Here is a 19,592-nt window from a genome sequence, read left to right as displayed (position 1 = left end):
AATGTCCGGAACCATCATTCTTAGCAAGCAAAAATCGCTCGACGTAAGGACGGTAGACTTTGCACGCATTACCAGTGCAATTCGTGCGCGCGTGTCGACGTCACCTGTAGCGAGGGGGCTTCTTGAGTCTATAGATGATTTCGGTATGAACATGATCAGCGCAGATGAACTAAGCGCTGGTGAGTTCGCCGAATTCTATGGCTTGATGAAAGATATTCGGGACGACCTTAAGGCTGATCACGGCCTCACTGCTTTTTTCGACGAGCTGTTGAGATTCATTGAGGTCGATGAAAGGCTTGGCGTCAAATAGGTTTAGTTAAGAAGCCGCCATTCGGTGGCTTCTTCTTATGTTCCAAACAGGGTAAGGGGCTAGGTGTTAACGGCGGCGGCTTTCGCTTGAGTTGATACCTCCTTGGTCTTTTGAACGAACGTACCCCCCCCCAATAAGGGAATAACGGGCCGGGGGTAGTTAAATGCAGTGGTCAGAATCTCAACTTCGGTTGCCTCATATCGAGCGCTTTCGGCGAGTCGAGTAAGCGTTTAACTACCTCCAGCCCCTTTGTTGTACTATTTTATTACAAGGGCGGTATGCGGTATGAATGATTTTATTGCGACTGTAAGCTTTCCGGCTTCGCTTCCGCTCTCTCTTCTTGCGAAAAAAATTGATCTTGCATTTAAGGGCTTACACCTGAAGAAGGAAGATACGGGGCGCTTCGAAGAGGTGCCTGCTTATGTGGGCGATTCGGGTGGGTTGGAATTCGTGTTATTCGGAATTCCAGAGGGTGAGGTGTCAGACATCTACATACTCGAGTTTACGCATAGGACTCGCCAGTCGATCATCGAGCTTGACGATGCTCTCGACATACTCGGGAAGAATTTTTTTACTGAAAAGTCTATAAACGAGCGAGGTTACTTGGATTACTCCATCGAACTCGCTCAGCGCTTGCGGGACCTGGGCTTTGAAGGGGTTGAGGCCATGACGTTGAAGAGCGAATAAGGAGCCGGAGGTAGTTATACGCAGTCCCGGAATGTCAACTTCGGTTGCCTCTTGAGGCTGACGGCTGGCCCTTTGGCCGTACAGATGCTGGCTGCCCAAGCCCTTTTTGACCATCGCTTGGAGTCGTTGATCACCCAGCTCGCGCTCATACTTCAAGTAGGCTCAGTCCGCGAGGCATGCTAAGTTCTTCGATGAACTGATATGCAGATATTTGGCGATGACAAAAGCTGGCGATATCAGCCTCCTTCTTTACGGCATGTCAGATGGCGCCATCGTTTCGAGTAAGCGCTTAACTACCTCCGGCCCCTTTGTCTAATTCGGACTTTGACTTTGGGATCCGTGTTTCCCCTGAGCGTTTCGATGAACTGGTTGCCCAGCGATTCGGCAGTCCTGACCCAAGGGCGCTAAATTTAGGTCTCGCACCGCCGCCATCCAAAACGGTAGGATATTTGCGGGTGAGGCAAAACTGACGGCGATGAAGGCAATTATTGCGCGAACCTTAGACATTCCGGAAGACAAGGTTCAAATTACTGTCATTCAAGAGGGTGGCGCTTTTGATAATGGCCCGCAAACGCCTTTATCGTTCGGATTCTAGGGATGTTTTAATGGATCAGTTCTCTTGCATGTTGTACATAGATACGAATGAGGTCATTGATGCGGTAAAAGGGGCGGTCTATGAATCTGGAAAGAATATTTTTTCGGGCATGAATGTTAGTTTGCTGGTTTACAATAATGAAGACTTTGACCCGTCGCGGCTAAATAAGAAACCTTACGATTTTATTGAGGCATCGAAGTACTATGTCGAAATAGTGGCGGAGGACGAGTTGGATGAGCAGGTTATGGGTTTCCAGTTGAGGGTTGCGGCACTCATTCGGCAAATCAGGAGTGGGGGGAGGATTGTTACTGCATCTTGCGATTTTGAGGACCTCATAATTAGCGAGACGGGCTGGAACTGGACGGAGAGTCAGCCAGAGCCACCTGAAAAAGCGCAATAATGGACGTGTATGATAAAGGGGCGCAATAAGGGGCCGGAGGTAGTTAAGTGCGGTGGCCAGAATCTCAACTTCGGCTGCCTCATATCGAGCGCTTCCGGCGAGTCGAGTAAGCGCTTAACTACCCCCGGCCCCTTTGTCTCCCAGCTCGCGCTCATACTTCAAGTAGGCGCAGTCCGCGAGGCATGCTGAGTTCTTCGATGAACTGATATGCAGATATTTGGCGATGACAAAAGCTGGCGACATCAGCATCCTTCTTTACGGCATGTCAGATGGCGCCATCGTTTCGAGTAAGCGCTTAACCACCTCCGGCCCCTTTGTCTGTCTGGTGAATATATGAGTTCCATTAGAGATTTACTAAGATCGGGGATGTTGCCCAGTCAAGCGTTCAAGGCATTGCTTGAGCGGCAGCAGGTGCGCACAAATTCCGAGCTGGCCGATCTGCTCTATTCTGATTTTGATGGGGTTTCGCCGTCAGTAATGGTGACAGTGATCAATTGAAATCGTCGAAAAAGCTCGGATGGCGCCGCGACGGGGCTGAGTGATGAAAGGCTGGATGAAATTCTTCTTGATCTAATGGGTGGTCAAATTTCTGAAAAGAATTAATCGGGGTTTTGCGCGACTCTGGTTGTTTGGCTGAGTTGGTGGCCGAGTTCGAGGCTTGAAGGGATGGGATATTTGTACGGCGCGCGCTGTTTCGGCGATGCAATGTTTGCTAATCGGTCGCGGCCGTACATTTATCGTCAATAGTCATCCCGAATAAGGCTGTTCATTTGGCAAAGCACTCCTCGCCTCAAGCAACCGGTTTTCGCGCACAAGCCCATGAATCCCCCGCGCCTCCGACGTAACATCCTCAATCCCCCGAATCCACTCCCCCACATACCGCTCCACCGCCTCCCCACTCAACCCCATCTGAATCGCCCGATAATCCAGCGGATTCAGATGCAGATCCCGCTCCGGATCCCACTGAATCCGCACTGGCGATCTCCGCTTGAGCTCCTCCCACTCATCCGCACTCATGCCTGGCTCCGGATGGCTCGGGCAGCTATGCGCAAGCGCCCACGCAAAGCCTTCGTGAGTAATGTCGATAGCGAGAATCCGCCGCTGTCCATCGTCTTTCTCACCCCATCCGGCGCGATACATCATCCATAGGAAAGACGGCTTGATCCACGTCATGCGCTCGCGCTTGAACGGTGGCGAGACGAAGGTCTGGTGGGCGAGGGCGCTGTCGGCGATGGCGTGGGAATAGGCCTGATAAACGCGGAGCGTGTGCTCGTTGTAAAGCGCGCGAATCTGGCGTTGGGGAAAGTTTGTTTGCGTCATTTCAAGGGCTATTTGTATTTTCTACTGGATTAATTCTGTCGATTATCGCCGCGTAATTTCAGCCCAATTCGAGGCCGCGAAACCCCGCGACGTGGCTTGATATTCCAGTAGACAGGAGTTGTTTGGGGAAGGGCGCTTTGCACGCGTGCGCGATGTTCCGTCGATTGCTGCACTGCATACAAGTGCTGAAATCCCTGCCCATGCCCAAATGACCCAAAGTCGCTAAAACAGGAAAGCCTGGTGCAAGAAATCATTCATCTGTGGCGTCGCGCCCTGATGCGGTCGCAAGAAATAACGACACAAAAATTTATAACAAGCAAAAGAAGTTGCCGAATCAATCACCCGATAAACGGAGCTTCTTAGACATTTTCTTCACGATATAAATCACATTTTCTTTCGGTCATTTGTGAACCAAAAACGCCACAAAGTTGATCTTGCTATGCCATTTCCTTCACCCCTATGCTGATTTGGCGTGCCGCATGGATAGGGATCTGGCGGTTGTTCAGGGGACGCAGTGCCGGCCTTGGAAAGGGTCGTTGGAGGGGAAGTGTCGTACCGGTTCGTCGTGGTGCCTGCGGGCGCCGCCGTTCGTGACAGGGAGTGGTCAAACGGGAGGTCGCCATGGACAGGCTGATCCAACTGCGGGATTTCCATCGCCAGGACCCGGGCAATGACCTGATCGTGATCGATCTGGTCGATGCCTTGCTGGCCCATGGTCTGCTCGACGAGGCCGAAAGCACGCTCGACAGCGTGCCGACCGCATTGCGCGAACGCCCGGATTTCCTTTTCCGCACAGGACGATGCGAGCTGGCGCGTGGCCGCTTCGCGGTGGCCGCGGATGCGCTGGTGGCCTGCCTCGAAGCCGGCGCCGACAGCGTCGCCGTTCGCCACGATCTTGCGTTCGCGCTGCTGGGCGCGGGCCGGCTCGATGCCGCCGAACGCGTACTTGCCTCCGTCTTGCCGCGCTCGCCCGATGAACCGGCGATCGCCCTGCTGCATGCCCGCCTGCTGCAGCACCGCCAGCAGTACGAAGCCGCGGCGGCCGTCGCCGGCGCGGTGGTGCAGAACCATCCACGGCATGCCGAGGCCTGGGGCCTGCTGGCGATGCTTTACCTCGACCTGGCGCAGGTGGCCGATGCGCGCGATGCCGCGCAGCACGCGCTCAGCATCGACGCCGCGCAATCGGACGCACTCACCACGCTGGGCACGCTCGGCTTGTGGTCGCACGATGCCCAGTCCGCCTACCAGTCCTTCGCCCAGGTATTGGCCACGCAGCCGGAAGCCGGCCGCGCACTCGCCGGTGCCGGTGAAGCGTTGATGCTCAATGGCGACGTGCCTGCCGCGCATGCTTTTCTCAGCCGCGCCACGGACCGCATGAGCCAGCACATCGGCACCTGGCACGCGCTGGCCTGGTGCGATCTTCTGCTCGGCAACCCGGCCCAGGCGTACGCGCATTTCAGCAAGGCGCTCGATCTGGACCGCAACTTCGGTGAATCCCACGGCGGCATCGCCCTGGTGCATGCGCTGAACGGCCATGCCGACGAAGCGCGCAGCGACATCAAGCGCGCACTCCGCCTGGACCCGCAAAGCCGCAACGCCCGCTATGCGCAAAGCCTGCTGTGGAGCGCGGAAGGGCGCGACCGCGAGGCGGCGGCGATGGTCGACGGCATCCTGGCCGAAGCGGGCATCGACACCACGCGCCGCCCGGTCGATTTCATCCAGCAGCTGCAGGCGCGCCTGCGCCCGGCCGGACGCGCCTGAGCATGGACGCCGATACCGGCATGCACCTGCTGGCCCAGATGCTGTTGACCGCGGCGAAGGTGTCCGCGCCGATCCTGCTCGGCACCTTGCTGGTGGGTCTGCTGGTGTCGGTGTTCCAGGTGGTCACGCAGATCCAGGAGATGACGCTCACCTTCATCCCCAAGCTGATCCTGGTGGTGGCGCTGTTCCTGTTGCTGGGCTCGTGGATGATGGCCGTGGTGGTGGAATTCGCCCGGCAGGTGATCGGCATGGCGGGAGGCATGGGATCGGCATGATCGGCCTGCAGCTTGCCGTGGTGGCCTGGATGCTGGCCACGCTGCGTTTCGTCCCCGTCTTGCTGATGCCGGCGTTTACGCCGTTCGCGTGGGCGCCGCTGCACGTGCGCGCGATCCTGCTGCTGGCGCTGTCGTGGCTGCTCACCGGCATCGCCGCGCCGTCGGCAATGCCGGCGGATCTGGTGCTGGCGGCCTGTTCCGAATTGCTGGTCGGCGCCTGCTACGGGCTGGCGGTGATGCTGCCGATGGCGTCGCTGGGTTTCTCCGCACGCATGCTCGACGTGCAGGCGGGTCTGGCCTCGGCGAACCTGTTCAATCCGGCCTTGCAGGGCACCGATTCGCTGCTCGGCACGGTGCTGTCGCTGGCCGGCACGCTCACCTTCTTCGCGCTCGGTTTCCATCTGCTGCTGCTGCGCCACCTGGTCGCCTCGGTGCGCTGGGTGCCGCTGGGCGCGGCAGCGCATGCGCCCTCGCTCACGGCACTGCTGAACCTGCTCGGCTCGCAATTTCTGCTCGGCCTGATGGTGACGCTACCTGTCGTGCTGGGCCTGTTCGCGGTGGATATCGCGGTGGCCTTCGCCAGCCGCTCGATGCCGCAGGCGAATATCTATTTTCTCGCCTTGCCGCTGAAGGTGGCGACGGTGCTGGTGCTGCTGGCCGGTTCCTTGCGCCTGGCGCCGGCGCTGCTGGGGCGGCTGTTCGCGGACGGCCTGGCCGGCGCGCAATCCATGGTCCGGGGCTGAGATGGCCGAAGATCAGGACAAGACCGAACAGCCATCGCCGTTCCGCCTGCAGGAAGCGCGCGAGAAAGGGCAGGCCGCGCGCAGCACCGAGCTGACGGCGGTGATCTGCCTGGCGGTGTTCTGCTTCGCCTTTATCGCGGGGCTGGCCGGCATCGGCCGCGCCATGGCCGATGCGGTGCGCGCTTCGCTGGCGATGGCCGGCGCGGCGCCGGCGCCCGGCGCCGGACTGTGGCATTGGCTGGGCGGTGCGTTCGCGCCGGTGTGGCATGCGCTGGCGCCGTCGATCTTTGCATTGGTCATCGCCGCCATCGCCGCCAATCTGCTGCAGACCGGGCCGATGTTCTCGACGCAGCCATTGAAGCCCGACGCTTCGCGACTGAATCCCGTCAAGGGTTTCAAGCGCATCGTCTCGCTGCGCACGCTGTGGGACCTGGGCCGCCTGCTGCTGAAGCTGGGCATCCTGGCCGCCGTGCTGGCGTGGATGGCGCATGCGCTGTGGCAGCCGCTGATGGCTACCGCGGTCGCGGCGCCGGCGGCGATTCCGGCGGAGCTGGCGGATCTGTTCGGCCATCTGGCCAAGTGGCTGCTGTTCGTATTCGGCCTGATCGCGGTGCTGGACCTGCTGTTCTCGCGCCGCGAATTCATCCGCAAGCTGCGCATGAGCCGCCGCGAGCTGAAGGACGAACACAAGCGCCGCGAAGGCGACCCGGCCATCCGCTCCAAGCGCCGCCGCCTTGCGCGCGACATGCTCAAGCGCATCCAGTCGGTGGCGCGCGTGCCGTCCGCCGACGTGGTGGTGACCAACCCCACGCACGTGGCGGTGGCCTTGCAGTACCGCCGCTCGCGCATGCTCGCGCCGGTGGTGCTGTCCAAGGGCAGCGGCTGGCTCAGCGCGCGCATCCGCCAGGTGGCGGCGCGGCATGGCGTGCCGATCGTGCGCTCGCCGGCGCTGGCCCGTGCGCTGTTCCGCGAATGCGCGCTGGACGAGAGCGTGCCGGCCGAACGCTATGGCGAGGTCGGCGCCGTCTACCGCTGGGTGATGTCGCGCCCGGGCCACAAGGTGCATACATGAAGGGGCTGCTGCGCCAGCTGCTGGATGGCAGGCGGGATCTCGCGCTGGTCGGCGCGATGATCTTCATCCTCACCATCCTGTTCGTGCCGGTCTCGCCGGGGCTGCTGGATTTCCTGCTGATCGTGAACTTCAGCATCGCCTTGCTGGTGCTGCTGATCACCTTCCTCACCGACTCGCCGCTGAGCTTTTCCACCTTTCCGTCGCTGCTGCTGATCACCACGCTGTTCCGCCTGGCGCTGAACGTGTCGGCCACGCGGCTGATCCTCAACGGCGGCAGCGCCGGCCATGTGATCGGTGCGGTGGGCAGCTATGTGGTGGGCGGCAACTATGTGATCGGCCTGGTGGTGTTCCTGATCCTGGTGGTGGTGCAGTACGTGGTGGTGACCAGCGGCGCGCAGCGCGTGGCGGAAGTGGCCGCGCGCTTCACCCTGGACAGCATGCCCGGCAAGCAGATGAGCATCGACGCCGACATGAACATGGGGCTGATCGACGAGGCCGAGGCCCGCCGCCGCCGCTCCCTGATCGAGCGCGAGGCGAACTTCTACGGCGCGATGGACGGCGCCACCAAGTTCGTCAAGGGCGACGCCATCGCCGGCATCGTCATTCTGCTGATCGACATCATCGGCGGCCTGTCCATCGGCATGCTCCAGCATGGGATGCCGTGGACCGAGGCCGTGCACCGCTACACCCTGCTGACGGTGGGCGACGGCATCGTCACGCAGATTCCCTCGCTGGTGATCGCGGTGGCGACCGGCATCATCATCACGCGCGCCGCGTCGGATGCGGAGCTGGGCGGCGAGATCGCCAAGCAGGTGCTGTCCAACCCGCGCACCTTGATGGTGGTGGGCATCACGCTGTTTATCGTGATGCTGCTGCCCGGCCTGCCGGTCTTGCCGGTGGCCTTCGTGCTGGCCGGCATCGCGGCGATGATCTGGCTGGCAAGGCGTAGCGCATCCACCGAATCCGCGGCGGAAACCGAAGCGGACACGCCCGAAGCGAAGCCCAAGGGCGAAGAGGATTTCTACCGCAGCCTGCAGATCGACCCGCTCGAACTGCGCCTGGGCGCGGCCGTGAAGGAAGTCTTCCAGCACCGCGCGGCGGAACTCAACGAACGCATGCAGAGCCTGCGCAAGCAGTTCGCGCTGGACTTCGGCTTCGTGCTGCCGCCGGTGATGACGCGCGAAGCCACCGCGGGCACGCTGGGCGAACATCAGTATCAGGTGCTGCTCAACGGCAACCGCATCGGGCAGGGCGAGCTGCATTTCGACGCGGTGCTGGCGATCAACCCGGGCGGCAAGCGGCCCAAGCTGGAAGGCCGCGAAACGCGCGATCCGGCCTACGGACTGCCGGCGCAATGGATTTCGCCGGATGCGCGCCAGTACGCGCGCGGCGCGGGCTACACCCTGGTCGATCCGGATACGGTGCTGGTCACTCACCTCAACGAACTGGCCAAGCGCCACGCGGCGGACCTGCTCACGCGCGCCGAAGTCGAGCGCCTTGCGCTGCGCCTGAAGGAACGCCAGGCCGGTCTGGTCGACGAACTGGTGCCCACCGTCCTGAGCTATACGGACGTGCAGAAGGTGCTGCAGATCCTGCTGCGCGAACTGGTCAGCATCCGTCAGCTGGAAACCATCTTCGAAGTGCTGGTGGACGCCGGCAAGGTGAGCAAGCAGGCCGAGGACCTTGCCGAGAAGGTGCGCGAGCGCCTGGGCGCGGGCATCTGCCAGAAAGCCAGCAACGAACAGGGCGAACTGCACGTGCTGACCCTTGCACCGGAATTCGAGCGTTCGATGCTGCAGGCGGCGCGCCAGCGCGAGGGGCATTCGATGCTGTTGACCGATCCGAACATGCTCGACGGCTTCCTGGGCAGCCTGGCCCGGCAGTCCGACGCGATGCTGGCCAAGAACCTTTCACCGGTGCTGCTGTGCCCGTCGCTGCTGCGCCGGCACGTGCGCGCCCTGATCCAGCGCTCGCTGCCGCATGTGGCGGTGATCGGCATCAACGAACTGCCCGGCACCATCGTGGTGCGGGCCTTCGGCAGCGTGACGCCCACCGCGGCGGCGCCGGCCGCGGCATAAGGAGACCCAGTGAGCGACCCCATCAGCTCGATTGCCCGTTACTTGAGCGCCGACGTGCGCGCGTTAGGCACGCTCAGCCAGAACGTGGCCAACCTGACCACGCCGGGCTATCGCGCGGTACAGCGCGCCGAAGGTTTCGAAGGTACGTTGGGCGCGGCGCCCACGCGCGTGGACCAGCGCGATGGCGCCCTGATCCAGACCGGTCGCCCGCTGGATCTTGCCCTGCAGGGGCAAGGCTTTTTCCAGGTGAGCGCCGGCGACGAGCAGGTGTTCCTGACGCGCGCCGGCCAGTTCTCGCTGGATGCCAGCGGACGCCTGGTGGACGCGCAGGGCCGCGCGGTGCTCGGCGCCGACGGCCCCATCGTGCTCTCGAGTTCTGCCGTAACCATCGGCGAAGACGGCGCCATCCACGACGGCAAGGACGTGGTGGCGCAGCTGGCCCTGGTCGACGTGGCCGACGGCGCCACGCTGCAGCCGCTGGGTGGCGGCATGTACGCCGCCAGCGCCACCGCGGACGCCGATGTGCGCGTGCACCAGGGCGCGCTCGAAGGTTCCAACGTCGACCCCGGCGAGGAAATGGTGCGGCTGATGCAGCTGTCGCGCCACGCCAGTTCCATCCAGCACGCGATTTCCACCTATCACACGGCTCTCGTGGCCGGTATCGACCAGATCGGCAAGGACTCCTGAGGACGCCATGATCGAAGCACTCCATATCGCCGCCAGCGGGCTCAACTCGCAGCAGCAGCAGATCGACGTGATCTCCAACAACCTGGCCAATATGCAGACGCCGGGCTACAAGCGCTCGCGCGTGGCCTTCACCGACGTGTCGGCGCTGACGCCGGCGCAGGCGCAGCAAGGCCTTGCGGCCAACCAGCTCGGCGCCGGCACGCGCATCAGCGAGACCGCGCCGGTGATGATCGACGGCGCCCTGCAGCAGACCGGCAACACCTGGGACCTGGCGATCCAGGGCGCGGGCTTCTTCGAAATCGAAAGCGGCGAAGACGGCGGCCGCCTGTACACGCGCGCCGGCCAGCTCAAGGTGGACAACGACGGCTATCTGGTCACCGCCGCAGGCCATCGCCTGGCGCAGGGCATCCAGATTCCCGCCGACGCCACCCATATCACGGTCAGTAGCAATGGCGATGTGCACGCACAGCTCGGCAGCGACGCCAAGGACAGCGTGGTCGGCAACCTGCAGCTGGTGACGTTCGCCGCGCCGGAAGCGCTGCGCTCGGTCGGCGGCAACAATTTCGCGGTGACGCCGGATTCGGGCGACCCGGTGGTGGGCAAGCCGGGCGATGCGGGCTTCGGCACGCTGTCGCAGGGTTATGTCGAGGGTTCCAACGTCGACCTGGTAGGCGAGATGTCTGCCCTGGTGCTGGCGCAGCGCGCGTACCAGCTTAATGCGCGCGTGCTGCAGGCGACCGACCAGATCCTGGACACCATCAACAATCTCAATCGATGAGCCTTCGCCTTGCCAGCTTGTTCGCACTGGCGTGCCTGGCGCCGGCCGCCGCGTGCGCCAGCGATGCCGCCGCGGATGGCGCGGTGGCGGCTGCGCGTGCGGCGGTGGAGCAGCGCCTCGGCCATGGCTACGAGCATGTGCAGCTGGACGTGACGACGCGTCCGGAACATCTGCCGGCCGCCAAGGGCGCGCTGGAATTTCGCGCGCTGCCGATCGCCGGCCGCTGGCCGCGCGCACGCTTCACCGCGATGGTGGAAGTGCGCAGCGGCGGCCGCGTGCTGCGCATAGTGCCGGTGGGTTTTGCGCTGTCGGCGACGGGGCAGGCCTGGGTTTATCGCGACGACGTGGCCGAGCGGCTGCCGGCCGATCAACTGCAGCTGGAAGAACGCAATGTGGACGTGGCGCTCGGCTCGTCCGCGCCGCTGGCCTCGCCGGATGCGCTCAAAGGCAAGCGCCTGCGCCATCCGGTGCGCGCGGGGCAGGTGGCCAGCATCGAAGATTTCGAGGACGTGCCCGACGTCGACAATCGCCAGCAGGTACGCCTGATGGCGAGCTACGGCGGGATCACGGTGGAGCGCGCGGGCGTGGCCATGCGCGCTGCGAACAAGGGCGAGACGGTGCCAGTGCAGGTGGCCGGTACCAGCGAACCCGTAAAGGCGACGGTGACGGACCGGGGAGTGGCGCAAGTTGTTCCGTGAATACACATTCGCAACCCTGCTGCTGCTCGGCCTGCCTGCCGCATGCGCGCAGGACGGCGGCGGCATGATCGACCCGCGCACCTACCGCGGCCTGGCCGAGGATCGCCGCGCGCACCGCGTGGGCGACACGCTCACCATCCTGGTGGTGGAGACTTCGCGCGCGTCAGCCGCCGCGAACACCGACTCGGCCAATAACGTGAGTCTGGGCGGCAGCCTGCGCACCACGCATCACGATTACAACGGCAATCTCGGTCTTTCCGGCAGCGACAGCGGCGCGGGGCAGACCACGCGCTCGGGCGCGGTGCAGGCGCAGATCGCGGTGAGGGTCACCGGCATCGACGACGTCGGCACCCTGCGCATCCGCGGCGAGCAATCGGTGGTGGTCAACGGCGAGAAGCAGCGCATTGCGCTGAGCGGCGCGGTGCGGCCGGAGGACATCTCCTCCTCCAACACCATCCTGTCCAACCGCATCAGCGAAGCGAACATCGAATTCACCGGCCGCGGCGACGTCAGCGAGCCGCAGAAGCGCAGCATCATCTACAGGGTCAGCAAATGGCTGGGGTTGCTATGAGGCGCGGGCTCTGTACCGTGCTGCTGGCTGTGGCTGCGTTCGCGGCTTCGGCGCAGACGCAGACCTTCGTGGGCGTGCGCCTGAAGGAAATCGCACGCGCCGAAGGCGTGCAGGACAACGCGCTGATCGGCTACGGCCTGGTGGTCGGCCTGGCCGGCTCCGGCGATACCAACCGCAACCACGCCACTTTGCAGTCGGTGGCGAACACGCTCAGCCACTTTGGCGTCAACGTGTCCACCGACGATCTGAACAGCCGCAACGTGGCGGCCGTGATGGTGACCGCGACGCTGCCGGCGTTTGCGGAATCCGGCCAGAAGCTGGACGTGTCGGTGGCCTCGGTCGGCGATGCGCGCAGCCTCGGCGGCGGCACCTTGCTGCTGACGCCGCTCGATGGCCCTGACGGTCAGGTCTATGCGCTGGCCCAGGGCGCGATTTCGGTCGGCGGCTACAAGGTGCAGTCGCACGGCAACCTGGAACAGAAGAACCATCCCACCGCTGGCCTGGTACCGGAAGGCGCCACCGTGCAGCGTTCCGCGCCGCTGGGTGCGCTGGGGCCGGGCGGCACCATCAATCTGATTCTGTACCAGCCCGATTTCACCACCGCCTCGCGCGTGGCGCAGGCGGTGCAGCGCACGCTGCCCGGCGTCGAGGCCAGCGCCGCGCACGCCGGCAAGGTGGTGGTGCATTTCAGCCAGCCCAGCAGCGCGGTGCAGAACATCGCCGCGCTGGAAAACGTGATGGTGCAGCCCGACCAGGTCGCGCGCGTGGTGGTCAACGAGCGCACCGGCACGGTGGTGTCCGGCGGCGACGTGCAGCTGGCCAGCGTGACCATTTCGCAGGGCGACCTGCGCGTGTCGATCAAGACCGACTACCTGGTTTCGCAGCCGGGCGACGGCGTGTTTGTCGATCCCTCGCGCAATATCCGCACCGCCATCGTGCCGCAGACCAAAATCAAGGTGAACGAAGACGATGCCCGCATGGTGCAGCTGCCCACCGGCGCCACCGTGGGCGACCTGATTTCCGCGCTGCGCGCGATCCATCTTTCCACCCGCGATGTCATCACCGTGCTGCAGTCGATCAAGGCGGCCGGTGCGTTGCGCGGCGAATTGCTCATCCAGTAAGGGGAATACGGATGTCCGATCACAATGTCACTCTCGGCGCCATCGGCCTTGCGCTGGACATGGCCCAGCGGCGGGCGGAGATCGCCAGCCACAACGTGGCCTTTGCCAACCGGCCCGACGGCACCGTGCAGCGCGCGGACTTCGGCGACGCGCTGGACCTGCTGCAGCGGGTTGCCGACGGTGGCGACGTCGATGCCGGCGCGCTTGCCTCGGCCCGCCTGGGCAGCACTACCTCGCAGCGCATCGACAGCGCCGACGGCTCGCTCAGCCTGGATCACGAAGTGACCGAACTGGCCCTGGCCAGCGCGCACTACCAGGCCTTGTCGGAAGCGGCTACGCGCCAGTTCGCCCTCATGAGCCTGGCGCTCAGCGGAGACCAGTCATGAGTCTGCAGTCATGAGTCTTGATGCCATGTTCGCCGTGACGCGTTCCGGCCTGGATTACGAGCGCATGCGCATGGAGGCGGCCAGCCAGCGCATCGCCACCGCCGACATGCCGGTGCAGCAGCGCGCCGCGGCGCAGGCGGCTGCGTTCACCCGCGAAGTGGATGGGCCGGCCATTGCCGCCGGCGCGTCCAGCGCGGATGGCGCCGGGCAGACCGTGCTCGATCCGTCCAATCCGCTGGCCGGGCCGGACGGCACGGTGCAGTACCCGGACGTCGACCTGGCGCAGGAGATGGCCACGCTGATGTCCGCGCAGCGCGCGTACCAGGCCGATATCCGCGCCTTCAATACGCTGCATGGCATGTTGCTGAAATCGTTGAGCATCGGAGGCCGCTGAGATGATCGAACCCATTGCTCCCCTTGCCGCGCTCGGCGATATCGCTCCTTCCGCGCGCGCCACGCCGGTGCAGACCGCGCCGGGCTTCGACAGTCTGGTGGCCCAAGGCGTCGAAGGCGTCAACCAGCAGCTCAACGCCGCCGACCAGGCGACGCGTGCGCTGGCCGCCGGCGCGGACCTGCCGGTGCACGACGTGATGATCGCGCTGGAAAAGGCGCGCATCGATCTCCAGTTCGTCGTGCAGGTGCGCAACCGCGTGCTGGCGGCGTACCGCGACATCACCAGCATGCAGGTCTGAGCCGTCCATGGAATTCCTTCGTTCGCTCTGGGGCAGCTGGTCGCATGGGCGCCGCCTCGCATTCGGCATCGGCCTGCTGCTGATCGTGGTGCTGGCCGCCGGCCTGACGTGGTGGTCGACGCGCACGCGCTACGGCGTGCTGTTCACCGAGTTGAAACAGGTCGACGCCGCGGAAATCGCCGGCGCGCTGGATGGCCTGCAGGTGCCGCACCGCTTCGCCGACGACGGCGCCACTGTGCTGGTGCCGGAGGAGTCGGTCTACGACGCGCGCATGAAGCTGGTCGCGCAAGGCGTGCCGCACGGCGGCAGCGTGGGCTTCGAGGTGTTCAAGGATTCGGATTTCGGCGTGACCGAGTTCGCCCAGCGGGTGAATTACCAGCGCGCGCTGCAGGGCGAACTGGAACGCACCATTGCCACCATTCCGGACGTGCAGGCCGCGCGCGTGCATCTCACCTTGCGCCGCGCGGGTATGTTCGAAAGCCAGGATTCGCCTTCGAAGGCCTCGGTCAGCCTGGCGTTGCAGCCTGGGCGCTCGCTGGCGCCCAAGCAGGTGACCGGCATCCAGCGCCTCGTTGCATCCGCGGTGGATGGTCTGTCGCCGGATGCCGTCACGGTGCTGGGGCAGGGCGGTGCCATCTTGTCGGGTGGCACGGCCGGCGACAGCGGCGAGGAGCAGGCGCGCGTGGAAACGCGCCTGCGCCAGCGCGTCGAAGCGCTGTTGCGCGAGGCGCTGGGCGAATCGGCTTCGTTCGCGGTGTCGGTGAACGTGCAGCTCAACTACGACCGCATCAAGCAGGTGAAGGACACGCTGCTGGCGCAGGGCAAGGATGGCAACGGACTGCTGGTGCGGCAGAAGACGTCGAACACGCATGGCGCACCGGGCCCGGAGGGCGACACCGCCCGTGCGGCGAGCAGCGCGGGCGAGTCGGAACTGGAATACGCGCACGGCCGCCAGCAGGAAGAGATCGAAGTGGCGCCGGGGCAGGTGCAGCGGATCAGTCTGGGCATCATGTTGCCTTCGTCGGTGGACGAGGTAACCAGCGCCAAGCTGGCCTCGGTGATCGGTGCCGCGGTCGGTCTGGATGCGCAGCGCGGCGACCGCCTGGATATCGCGGCGGTAGCTGCCGCGCCGAAGACCGCCATCGTGCTGCCTCCCGTGGCCAGCCAGCGCGGCGCACGCCCGGCGGAGATGGTTGCGGCGTCTTCGAAACTGCCGCCCGGCGCACCTTGGGCGATGGCCGGCCTGCTGGGCCTGCTGTGTTTCGGCACCGGTGTCGGCATGGCGCGCCTGCGTTCGCCGAAGCGGCTGCCCGCCGCGGAGCGCGAGCGCTTGCTGCAGGACGTGCGCCGCTGGATCGACGCACCGGAGCGTCCATGAACACCCAGGGCCTGCGCATAGCCGCCGCGCGGCTCGCGGCGCTGCATCCCGGTGACCGCGCCTGGCTGCTGAAGCAGCTGCCCGTGGAGCACGCACGCGCGTTGCAGAGGGTGCTGCGTTCGCCGGAACTGAAGCGCTGGAGCGGACAGTTGGGCGAGCTGGAGATTCCGGCTCCCGCTATCGCGGCCGCGGAAACGGAAGCGACGGTGACGCAGGCTGCGCTGCCTGCCGCCTTGAAGCAGGTCGATCCCGCCTGGATCGCGCTTTGGCTGGCTGCGCATCAGCCGGAAGATCGGGATGTCGACCTCGACAGCCTCGGCGTGACGCGCGCCCGCAAGGTGCGCGAAGAAGCCGCGCGCCTGATACAGCCGTTGCCGCCTTCGCTGCGTGCAGCGCTGGCGCAATGGCCCGGCAAGGCCGGTAGCTTCGCGGAGTGGCTATGAGCCAGGATTTGACCAAAGGCGCCCGCCGGCTGTCACGGCACGATATCGTGCAGGGACAGTCGCGCGCGTTCGGGGAACGTGGCGAAACGCTCGCCAGCATCATGCCGGAGGAGGCCGACGCGGAGGAACATCGCTTCGGTTTCGAACAGGGTTATCGCGATGGCTTGCGCCAGGCGAGGACGGAGTTCGAGGCCGCCGCGGCGCAGGCGCGCACTGAATTTGAGCAGCAGGCGAAGACAGCGTTGGATGAAGCGCAGCAGACGTTGCGCGTCGAGCACGAACGCCTCGCCACGGTGTCGGATGCATTGACTGCCGCGCTGGAAGAAGACCGCCGCTGGGCGGAGTCGGCTGCCGTCGAGATGGCTTATGCCGCGATGCTGCGCGTGCTTGGCGACAAGGCCGCGGACCGTAGCCTGGTCGCGGCCTTGTGCGAACAAGCGCGCCGCGAGCTGGGCAGCGAGGTGGTCAGCGTCCGCGTGGCGGAAGCTGATGCGGCGGCGCTGCAGGCACTGATGCCAGGTATCCCCGTTGTCGCCGATGCCAGCCTGCAGGCGGGCAGCTGCGTGCTGGAAAGCCGCCGAGGCCGCTTCAATGCGGGCCTCGACGTGCGCACGCAGCAACTGCGCCATGCCTTGCTCGCCGCACTCCATGACGGCGACGCCCACGCATGAGCGCCCTGGTCGCCCGTTTCCACGAGCAATTGCGCCAGCTGCCCGCGTTCGTGCGCGAAGGCGAGGTGGTGGCGAGCAATGGCCTGGTGGTGGAGGCGATCGGCCCCGATGCGCATCTGGGCGAGCTGTGCGAGTTGCGGAAGTCCGGCAGCACCGAGGCCTTGCTGATGCAGGTGATCGGCTTCCGCGATGGCCGTGTGCTGCTGATGCCGATGGGCCAGGCCGCGGGCTTGCGCGTGGGCGATCGCCTGCGTGCGCTGGGCCACAGCCTGCGCATCCCGGTGGGCATGGGCATGCTCGGGCGCGTGGTCGATGCGTTCGGTGCACCGCTGGACGGCAAGGGTGCTCTGGTCGCGGAAGCGCATTACGAGGTCTACCGCGCGCCGATCGATCCCTTGTCGCGCCGCGAGGAAGATACGGTGCTGGAAACCGGCGTGCGCGTGGTCGACACGCTGCTGCCGATGGGCAAAGGCCAGCGCATGGGCGTGTTCGCCGGCTCCGGCGTGGGCAAGACCACGCTGCTGGGCATGCTGGCGCGGCACGTGCGCGCGGACGTGGTGGTGGTCGGCCTGATCGGCGAGCGCGGGCGCGAGGTTGGCGATTTCGTCACCCAGGCGCTGGGTGAACAGGGCATGCGCCATGCGGTGGTGGTGGCAGCCACCTCGGACCAGCCGCCGCTGGTGCGCGCGCATGCCACCCATGCCGTGCATGCGGTGGCGGAATACTTCCGCGACCAGGGCAAGGACGTGCTGCTGATGGTGGACTCGGTGACGCGCTTCGCCATGGCGCAGCGCGAGATCGGCCTGGCCGCGGGCGAGCCGCCGACGTCGCGCGGCTATCCGCCTTCCGTCTTCAATGCATTGCCGCGCCTGACCGAGCGCGGCGGTGCGCTCAAGGGTTCGGGATCGATCAGCTGCGTCTACAGCGTGCTGGTCGAGGGCGACGATATGAATGAGCCGGTGGCCGACCATATGCGTGCGCTGCTGGACGGGCATATCGTGCTGTCGCGCGATCTGTCCCATCGCGGGCAGCTGCCGGCGGTGGATCCCCTGCGCAGCGTCAGCCGCTGGCTGGGGCGGTTGACCACGGCGGAAGAGCGCCGGCATGTGGCCGAAGCGCAGGCGCTGCTGGCCACCTATGAAGCCTCGCGCGACCTGATCGACATGGGTGCGTATCAGCGCGGCGCCAATCCGCGGCTGGACCGCGCCGTCGAGCTGGCTCCGGCATTGGAGCAGAGCCTGCGGCAGACGCCCGACGTCAGCCTGGATCGCCACGAAGGTTATGCGGCGCTGGCGTCGATTCTGAATGGCCAGGGGAACCTCGCCCGATGAGCGATCGCGCCGCGACCCTGGTCCGTCTTGCCGCGCTGGAGCGCTTCCGCGAAGAACGCGCGCGGCAGCAGTTGGCCACTGCGCATGCGGATGCGCAGGCCGCGCGCGAGATCAAGGAGCGCGACGAAGCCACGCTGGAGACCTTCGAGCGCGCACGCGAATCGGCCCTGCATCATCCTGCGGCGGATATGGCGCGCTATGCGCTGTATGCGGACGCGGCCATGGCCGCCGAAACCGTCCTTGCGCGCAGCACCGACACGCTGGCGCAGAGCGAAACGGCGCTCCGGCAAGCTTCGGAGGACTGGACCTTGGCCCGCGCACGGCGAGATATGGCCGGCGAGCGCGCCACCGAAGCACGAGAGCAGGCAGAACAGGCGGTCGAAGCCAAGGCAGCCGCCGATCTGATGGATCTGTGGCTAGGCAGGGAGTCGGCGAAGTGAACCCTTTGTTGCCGCTCAATACGCCGGATGTATTGCCTGCCAGGCCGGCTCCGCCCAAGCCGAATCCGCGCAAGGATTTCGAGGCGCATGTGCGTTCGTCGCACGCATCGGAGCAAAGCGGCGCCGATGGTTTGTCGCAAAGCCGCCAGCATGCTCAGCCTCGCGCCGACGATGCCGCCGCACCGCTCGACGTGCGTCTGGCGATGGCGGGCATGTCGGGAAGGATCTACCCGCAGGGGCTGCATGCGACCGGTTATCTGTCGATGCTCGACAGCAACCGTGACGGCGCGGACGGCCATGCGGCCGGCGGCGTTTCGCCGGAGTTGGCGTTGGCGTCGACACCCGATGCCATGCCCGTGCCACACGCATCAGCCGATGCTATGGCGGTTGGCAGCGATGCCGACGCGGTTGCCATCCGCACCGATGGAATGGCTATTCCGATCGAGCGAGACAGCAGCGCTACCGTTGAAGCCACCGCACTGCGCACCGGCACCAGCGGCGACTTCGCCGAATGGGCGCGCCGCATGGTGCGCCTCAGCGACGGCACCGCCACGCTGTGGATCCGCGACTACCGCCTGGATGCGCCGCAGCAGCGCGCGCTGGTCGAACAATTGCACTCATTCGCCCGCGGTGCGGGCCAGCCGTTGCAGCGCATCGTGCTCAACGGGCAGGACATCTGGCGCGCAGGCGCCGTTAACCAGGATATCGGCAAGGGAGAACCGCATGGCCGTTGATTCGATCGGCGCCGTCCTCGGCGCGCCTGCCACCGCCTCGGGCGTCAGCAACAAGGCGATCAACCAGGAGGACTTCATCCGCCTGTTCGTCAGCGAGCTGCAGTTCCAGGACCCGATGCAGCCGCTGGATAACAGCCAGTTCCTGCTGCAGCTGTCGCAGTTCGAGGGCATCGAGCTCAATGGCGAGATGAACCAGGGCATCCAGGACTTGCTCAGCATGAAGTCCACCGACCAGTCGATCAGCCTGCTCAACCATCCGGTGCAGGTCACCGGCGTGGATGGTTCGACCACCGCCGGCAAGATCACGGCCGTGTCCTTCACCACTGGCGGCGTGCAGCTGTCGGTGACCGCCAGCAGCGGCGGCAACGTGATGACCGGCGTGCGCCTGTCGCAGATCACCCTTGTGCAGCCCTGAGGAATA

The 19,592-nt window shown here is 65.0% G+C and carries 24 protein-coding genes; 23 read left to right on the top strand and 1 reads right to left on the bottom strand.

Features of this window, described 5'->3' with window-relative positions; all coding sequences use genetic code 11:
- Position 1 precedes the first annotated feature (1 nt).
- The 3 genes from FHW85_RS04235 to FHW85_RS04225 all read left to right on the top strand — a co-directional run bounded on the left by FHW85_RS04235 (position 2) and on the right by FHW85_RS04225 (position 1,992).
- On the top strand, positions 2-310 hold the full coding sequence (locus tag FHW85_RS04235; protein WP_168647461.1) for a hypothetical protein: 309 nt from the start codon (positions 2-4) through the stop codon (positions 308-310).
- Positions 311-595: 285 nt separating this feature from the next.
- Entirely contained in the window at positions 596-997 is a 402-nt protein-coding gene (locus tag FHW85_RS04230; RefSeq protein WP_168647460.1) for a hypothetical protein, read from the top strand.
- A 605-nt stretch (positions 998-1,602) separates the two neighbouring features.
- Positions 1,603-1,992 (top strand): hypothetical protein, encoded by a 390-nt coding sequence (locus FHW85_RS04225; protein WP_168647459.1) that lies wholly within the window; start codon positions 1,603-1,605, stop codon positions 1,990-1,992.
- A gap of 747 nt (positions 1,993-2,739) precedes the next feature.
- Here FHW85_RS04225 and FHW85_RS04220 read toward each other — a convergent pair.
- Complete coding sequence (locus tag FHW85_RS04220; protein ID WP_168647458.1) at positions 2,740-3,312, bottom strand: DUF4291 domain-containing protein; 573 nt, start codon at positions 3,310-3,312, stop codon at positions 2,740-2,742.
- 621 nt (positions 3,313-3,933) lie between these two features.
- Here FHW85_RS04220 and FHW85_RS04215 point away from each other — a divergent pair.
- From FHW85_RS04215 to FHW85_RS04120, 20 genes are read left to right on the top strand one after another with little or no spacing between them, the layout of a single operon-like run.
- Entirely contained in the window at positions 3,934-5,073 is a 1,140-nt protein-coding gene (locus FHW85_RS04215; protein ID WP_168647457.1) for a tetratricopeptide repeat protein, read from the top strand.
- A gap of 2 nt (positions 5,074-5,075) precedes the next feature.
- Entirely contained in the window at positions 5,076-5,348 is a 273-nt protein-coding gene (locus FHW85_RS04210; protein ID WP_167257228.1) for a flagellar biosynthetic protein FliQ, read from the top strand.
- Positions 5,345-6,091, top strand: a complete 747-nt coding sequence (locus FHW85_RS04205) for a flagellar biosynthetic protein FliR (protein ID WP_168647456.1) — start codon at positions 5,345-5,347, stop codon at positions 6,089-6,091. Before FHW85_RS04210 ends, FHW85_RS04205 begins: the two co-directional genes overlap by 4 nt.
- Before the next feature lies 1 nt (position 6,092).
- Entirely contained in the window at positions 6,093-7,163 is a 1,071-nt protein-coding gene (locus tag FHW85_RS04200; protein WP_168647455.1) for an EscU/YscU/HrcU family type III secretion system export apparatus switch protein, read from the top strand.
- Positions 7,160-9,241 (top strand): flagellar biosynthesis protein FlhA, encoded by a 2,082-nt coding sequence (locus FHW85_RS04195; protein WP_167257231.1) that lies wholly within the window; start codon positions 7,160-7,162, stop codon positions 9,239-9,241. The genes FHW85_RS04200 and FHW85_RS04195 overlap by 4 nt, the downstream gene beginning before the upstream one ends.
- A 9-nt stretch (positions 9,242-9,250) precedes the next feature.
- The gene (locus FHW85_RS04190) at positions 9,251-9,928 is read left to right on the top strand and encodes a flagellar hook basal-body protein (protein WP_168647454.1); all 678 of its coding nucleotides are present in this window, start codon (positions 9,251-9,253) and stop codon (positions 9,926-9,928) included.
- A gap of 7 nt (positions 9,929-9,935) precedes the next feature.
- Complete coding sequence (gene flgG, locus FHW85_RS04185) at positions 9,936-10,706, top strand: flagellar basal-body rod protein FlgG (RefSeq protein ID WP_168647453.1); 771 nt, start codon at positions 9,936-9,938, stop codon at positions 10,704-10,706.
- Positions 10,703-11,404, top strand: coding sequence for a flagellar basal body P-ring formation chaperone FlgA (gene flgA / locus FHW85_RS04180; protein ID WP_168647452.1), 702 nt, complete (start codon positions 10,703-10,705; stop codon positions 11,402-11,404). Before flgG ends, flgA begins: the two co-directional genes overlap by 4 nt.
- Complete coding sequence (locus FHW85_RS04175; protein WP_167257235.1) at positions 11,394-11,975, top strand: flagellar basal body L-ring protein FlgH; 582 nt, start codon at positions 11,394-11,396, stop codon at positions 11,973-11,975. Before flgA ends, FHW85_RS04175 begins: the two co-directional genes overlap by 11 nt.
- Before the next feature lie 17 nt (positions 11,976-11,992).
- The gene (locus FHW85_RS04170) at positions 11,993-13,096 is read left to right on the top strand and encodes a flagellar basal body P-ring protein FlgI (RefSeq protein WP_343203668.1); all 1,104 of its coding nucleotides are present in this window, start codon (positions 11,993-11,995) and stop codon (positions 13,094-13,096) included.
- An 11-nt stretch (positions 13,097-13,107) separates the two neighbouring features.
- On the top strand, positions 13,108-13,482 hold the full coding sequence (locus FHW85_RS04165; RefSeq protein ID WP_167257237.1) for a hypothetical protein: 375 nt from the start codon (positions 13,108-13,110) through the stop codon (positions 13,480-13,482).
- A gap of 10 nt (positions 13,483-13,492) precedes the next feature.
- A complete protein-coding gene (locus FHW85_RS04160; RefSeq protein ID WP_167257238.1) occupies positions 13,493-13,876 on the top strand; it encodes a flagellar basal body rod C-terminal domain-containing protein in 384 nt (127 codons plus the stop codon).
- 1 nt (position 13,877) lies between these two features.
- On the top strand, positions 13,878-14,174 hold the full coding sequence (fliE, locus tag FHW85_RS04155; protein WP_167257239.1) for a flagellar hook-basal body complex protein FliE: 297 nt from the start codon (positions 13,878-13,880) through the stop codon (positions 14,172-14,174).
- A gap of 7 nt (positions 14,175-14,181) precedes the next feature.
- The gene (gene fliF / locus FHW85_RS04150; RefSeq protein ID WP_168647450.1) at positions 14,182-15,552 is read left to right on the top strand and encodes a flagellar basal-body MS-ring/collar protein FliF; all 1,371 of its coding nucleotides are present in this window, start codon (positions 14,182-14,184) and stop codon (positions 15,550-15,552) included.
- Positions 15,549-15,995 carry a hypothetical protein gene (locus FHW85_RS04145; RefSeq protein ID WP_168647449.1) on the top strand — a complete coding sequence of 149 codons (447 nt, stop codon included), beginning with the start codon at positions 15,549-15,551 and terminating at the stop codon, positions 15,993-15,995. Before fliF ends, FHW85_RS04145 begins: the two co-directional genes overlap by 4 nt.
- On the top strand, positions 15,992-16,666 hold the full coding sequence (locus FHW85_RS04140; RefSeq protein ID WP_168647448.1) for a FliH/SctL family protein: 675 nt from the start codon (positions 15,992-15,994) through the stop codon (positions 16,664-16,666). Before FHW85_RS04145 ends, FHW85_RS04140 begins: the two co-directional genes overlap by 4 nt.
- Positions 16,663-17,997, top strand: coding sequence for a FliI/YscN family ATPase (locus tag FHW85_RS04135; RefSeq protein WP_168647447.1), 1,335 nt, complete (start codon positions 16,663-16,665; stop codon positions 17,995-17,997). Before FHW85_RS04140 ends, FHW85_RS04135 begins: the two co-directional genes overlap by 4 nt.
- Positions 17,994-18,437 carry a hypothetical protein gene (locus tag FHW85_RS04130; protein ID WP_168647446.1) on the top strand — a complete coding sequence of 148 codons (444 nt, stop codon included), beginning with the start codon at positions 17,994-17,996 and terminating at the stop codon, positions 18,435-18,437. Before FHW85_RS04135 ends, FHW85_RS04130 begins: the two co-directional genes overlap by 4 nt.
- A complete protein-coding gene (locus FHW85_RS04125; protein ID WP_168647445.1) occupies positions 18,434-19,171 on the top strand; it encodes a hypothetical protein in 738 nt (245 codons plus the stop codon). Before FHW85_RS04130 ends, FHW85_RS04125 begins: the two co-directional genes overlap by 4 nt.
- Positions 19,161-19,586 carry a flagellar hook capping FlgD N-terminal domain-containing protein gene (locus FHW85_RS04120; RefSeq protein ID WP_167257246.1) on the top strand — a complete coding sequence of 142 codons (426 nt, stop codon included), beginning with the start codon at positions 19,161-19,163 and terminating at the stop codon, positions 19,584-19,586. The genes FHW85_RS04125 and FHW85_RS04120 overlap by 11 nt, the downstream gene beginning before the upstream one ends.
- Positions 19,587-19,592: the final 6 nt, after the last annotated feature.

Origin of the sequence: Dyella sp. SG609 (genome assembly GCF_012275375.1) — a bacterium.
Classification (GTDB): Bacteria; Pseudomonadota; Gammaproteobacteria; order Xanthomonadales; family Rhodanobacteraceae; genus Dyella_D; species Dyella_D marensis.
Note: the sequence above shows the minus strand (reverse complement) of the source record. Positions and strands in the feature narration are given on the sequence as shown.

Coding starts and splice junctions, on each gene's coding strand:
- FHW85_RS04235 (WP_168647461.1), top strand. CDS start 2: ATGTCCGGAACCATCATTCTTAGCAAGCAAAAATCGCTCGACGTAAGG.
- FHW85_RS04230 (WP_168647460.1), top strand. CDS start 596: ATGAATGATTTTATTGCGACTGTAAGCTTTCCGGCTTCGCTTCCGCTC.
- FHW85_RS04225 (WP_168647459.1), top strand. CDS start 1,603: ATGGATCAGTTCTCTTGCATGTTGTACATAGATACGAATGAGGTCATT.
- FHW85_RS04220 (WP_168647458.1), bottom strand. CDS start 3,312: ATGACGCAAACAAACTTTCCCCAACGCCAGATTCGCGCGCTTTACAAC.
- FHW85_RS04215 (WP_168647457.1), top strand. CDS start 3,934: ATGGACAGGCTGATCCAACTGCGGGATTTCCATCGCCAGGACCCGGGC.
- FHW85_RS04210 (WP_167257228.1), top strand. CDS start 5,076: ATGGACGCCGATACCGGCATGCACCTGCTGGCCCAGATGCTGTTGACC.
- FHW85_RS04205 (WP_168647456.1), top strand. CDS start 5,345: ATGATCGGCCTGCAGCTTGCCGTGGTGGCCTGGATGCTGGCCACGCTG.
- FHW85_RS04200 (WP_168647455.1), top strand. CDS start 6,093: ATGGCCGAAGATCAGGACAAGACCGAACAGCCATCGCCGTTCCGCCTG.
- FHW85_RS04195 (WP_167257231.1), top strand. CDS start 7,160: ATGAAGGGGCTGCTGCGCCAGCTGCTGGATGGCAGGCGGGATCTCGCG.
- flgG (WP_168647453.1), top strand. CDS start 9,936: ATGATCGAAGCACTCCATATCGCCGCCAGCGGGCTCAACTCGCAGCAG.
- flgA (WP_168647452.1), top strand. CDS start 10,703: ATGAGCCTTCGCCTTGCCAGCTTGTTCGCACTGGCGTGCCTGGCGCCG.
- FHW85_RS04165 (WP_167257237.1), top strand. CDS start 13,108: ATGTCCGATCACAATGTCACTCTCGGCGCCATCGGCCTTGCGCTGGAC.
- FHW85_RS04160 (WP_167257238.1), top strand. CDS start 13,493: ATGAGTCTTGATGCCATGTTCGCCGTGACGCGTTCCGGCCTGGATTAC.
- fliE (WP_167257239.1), top strand. CDS start 13,878: ATGATCGAACCCATTGCTCCCCTTGCCGCGCTCGGCGATATCGCTCCT.
- fliF (WP_168647450.1), top strand. CDS start 14,182: ATGGAATTCCTTCGTTCGCTCTGGGGCAGCTGGTCGCATGGGCGCCGC.
- FHW85_RS04145 (WP_168647449.1), top strand. CDS start 15,549: ATGAACACCCAGGGCCTGCGCATAGCCGCCGCGCGGCTCGCGGCGCTG.
- FHW85_RS04140 (WP_168647448.1), top strand. CDS start 15,992: ATGAGCCAGGATTTGACCAAAGGCGCCCGCCGGCTGTCACGGCACGAT.
- FHW85_RS04135 (WP_168647447.1), top strand. CDS start 16,663: ATGAGCGCCCTGGTCGCCCGTTTCCACGAGCAATTGCGCCAGCTGCCC.
- FHW85_RS04130 (WP_168647446.1), top strand. CDS start 17,994: ATGAGCGATCGCGCCGCGACCCTGGTCCGTCTTGCCGCGCTGGAGCGC.
- FHW85_RS04120 (WP_167257246.1), top strand. CDS start 19,161: ATGGCCGTTGATTCGATCGGCGCCGTCCTCGGCGCGCCTGCCACCGCC.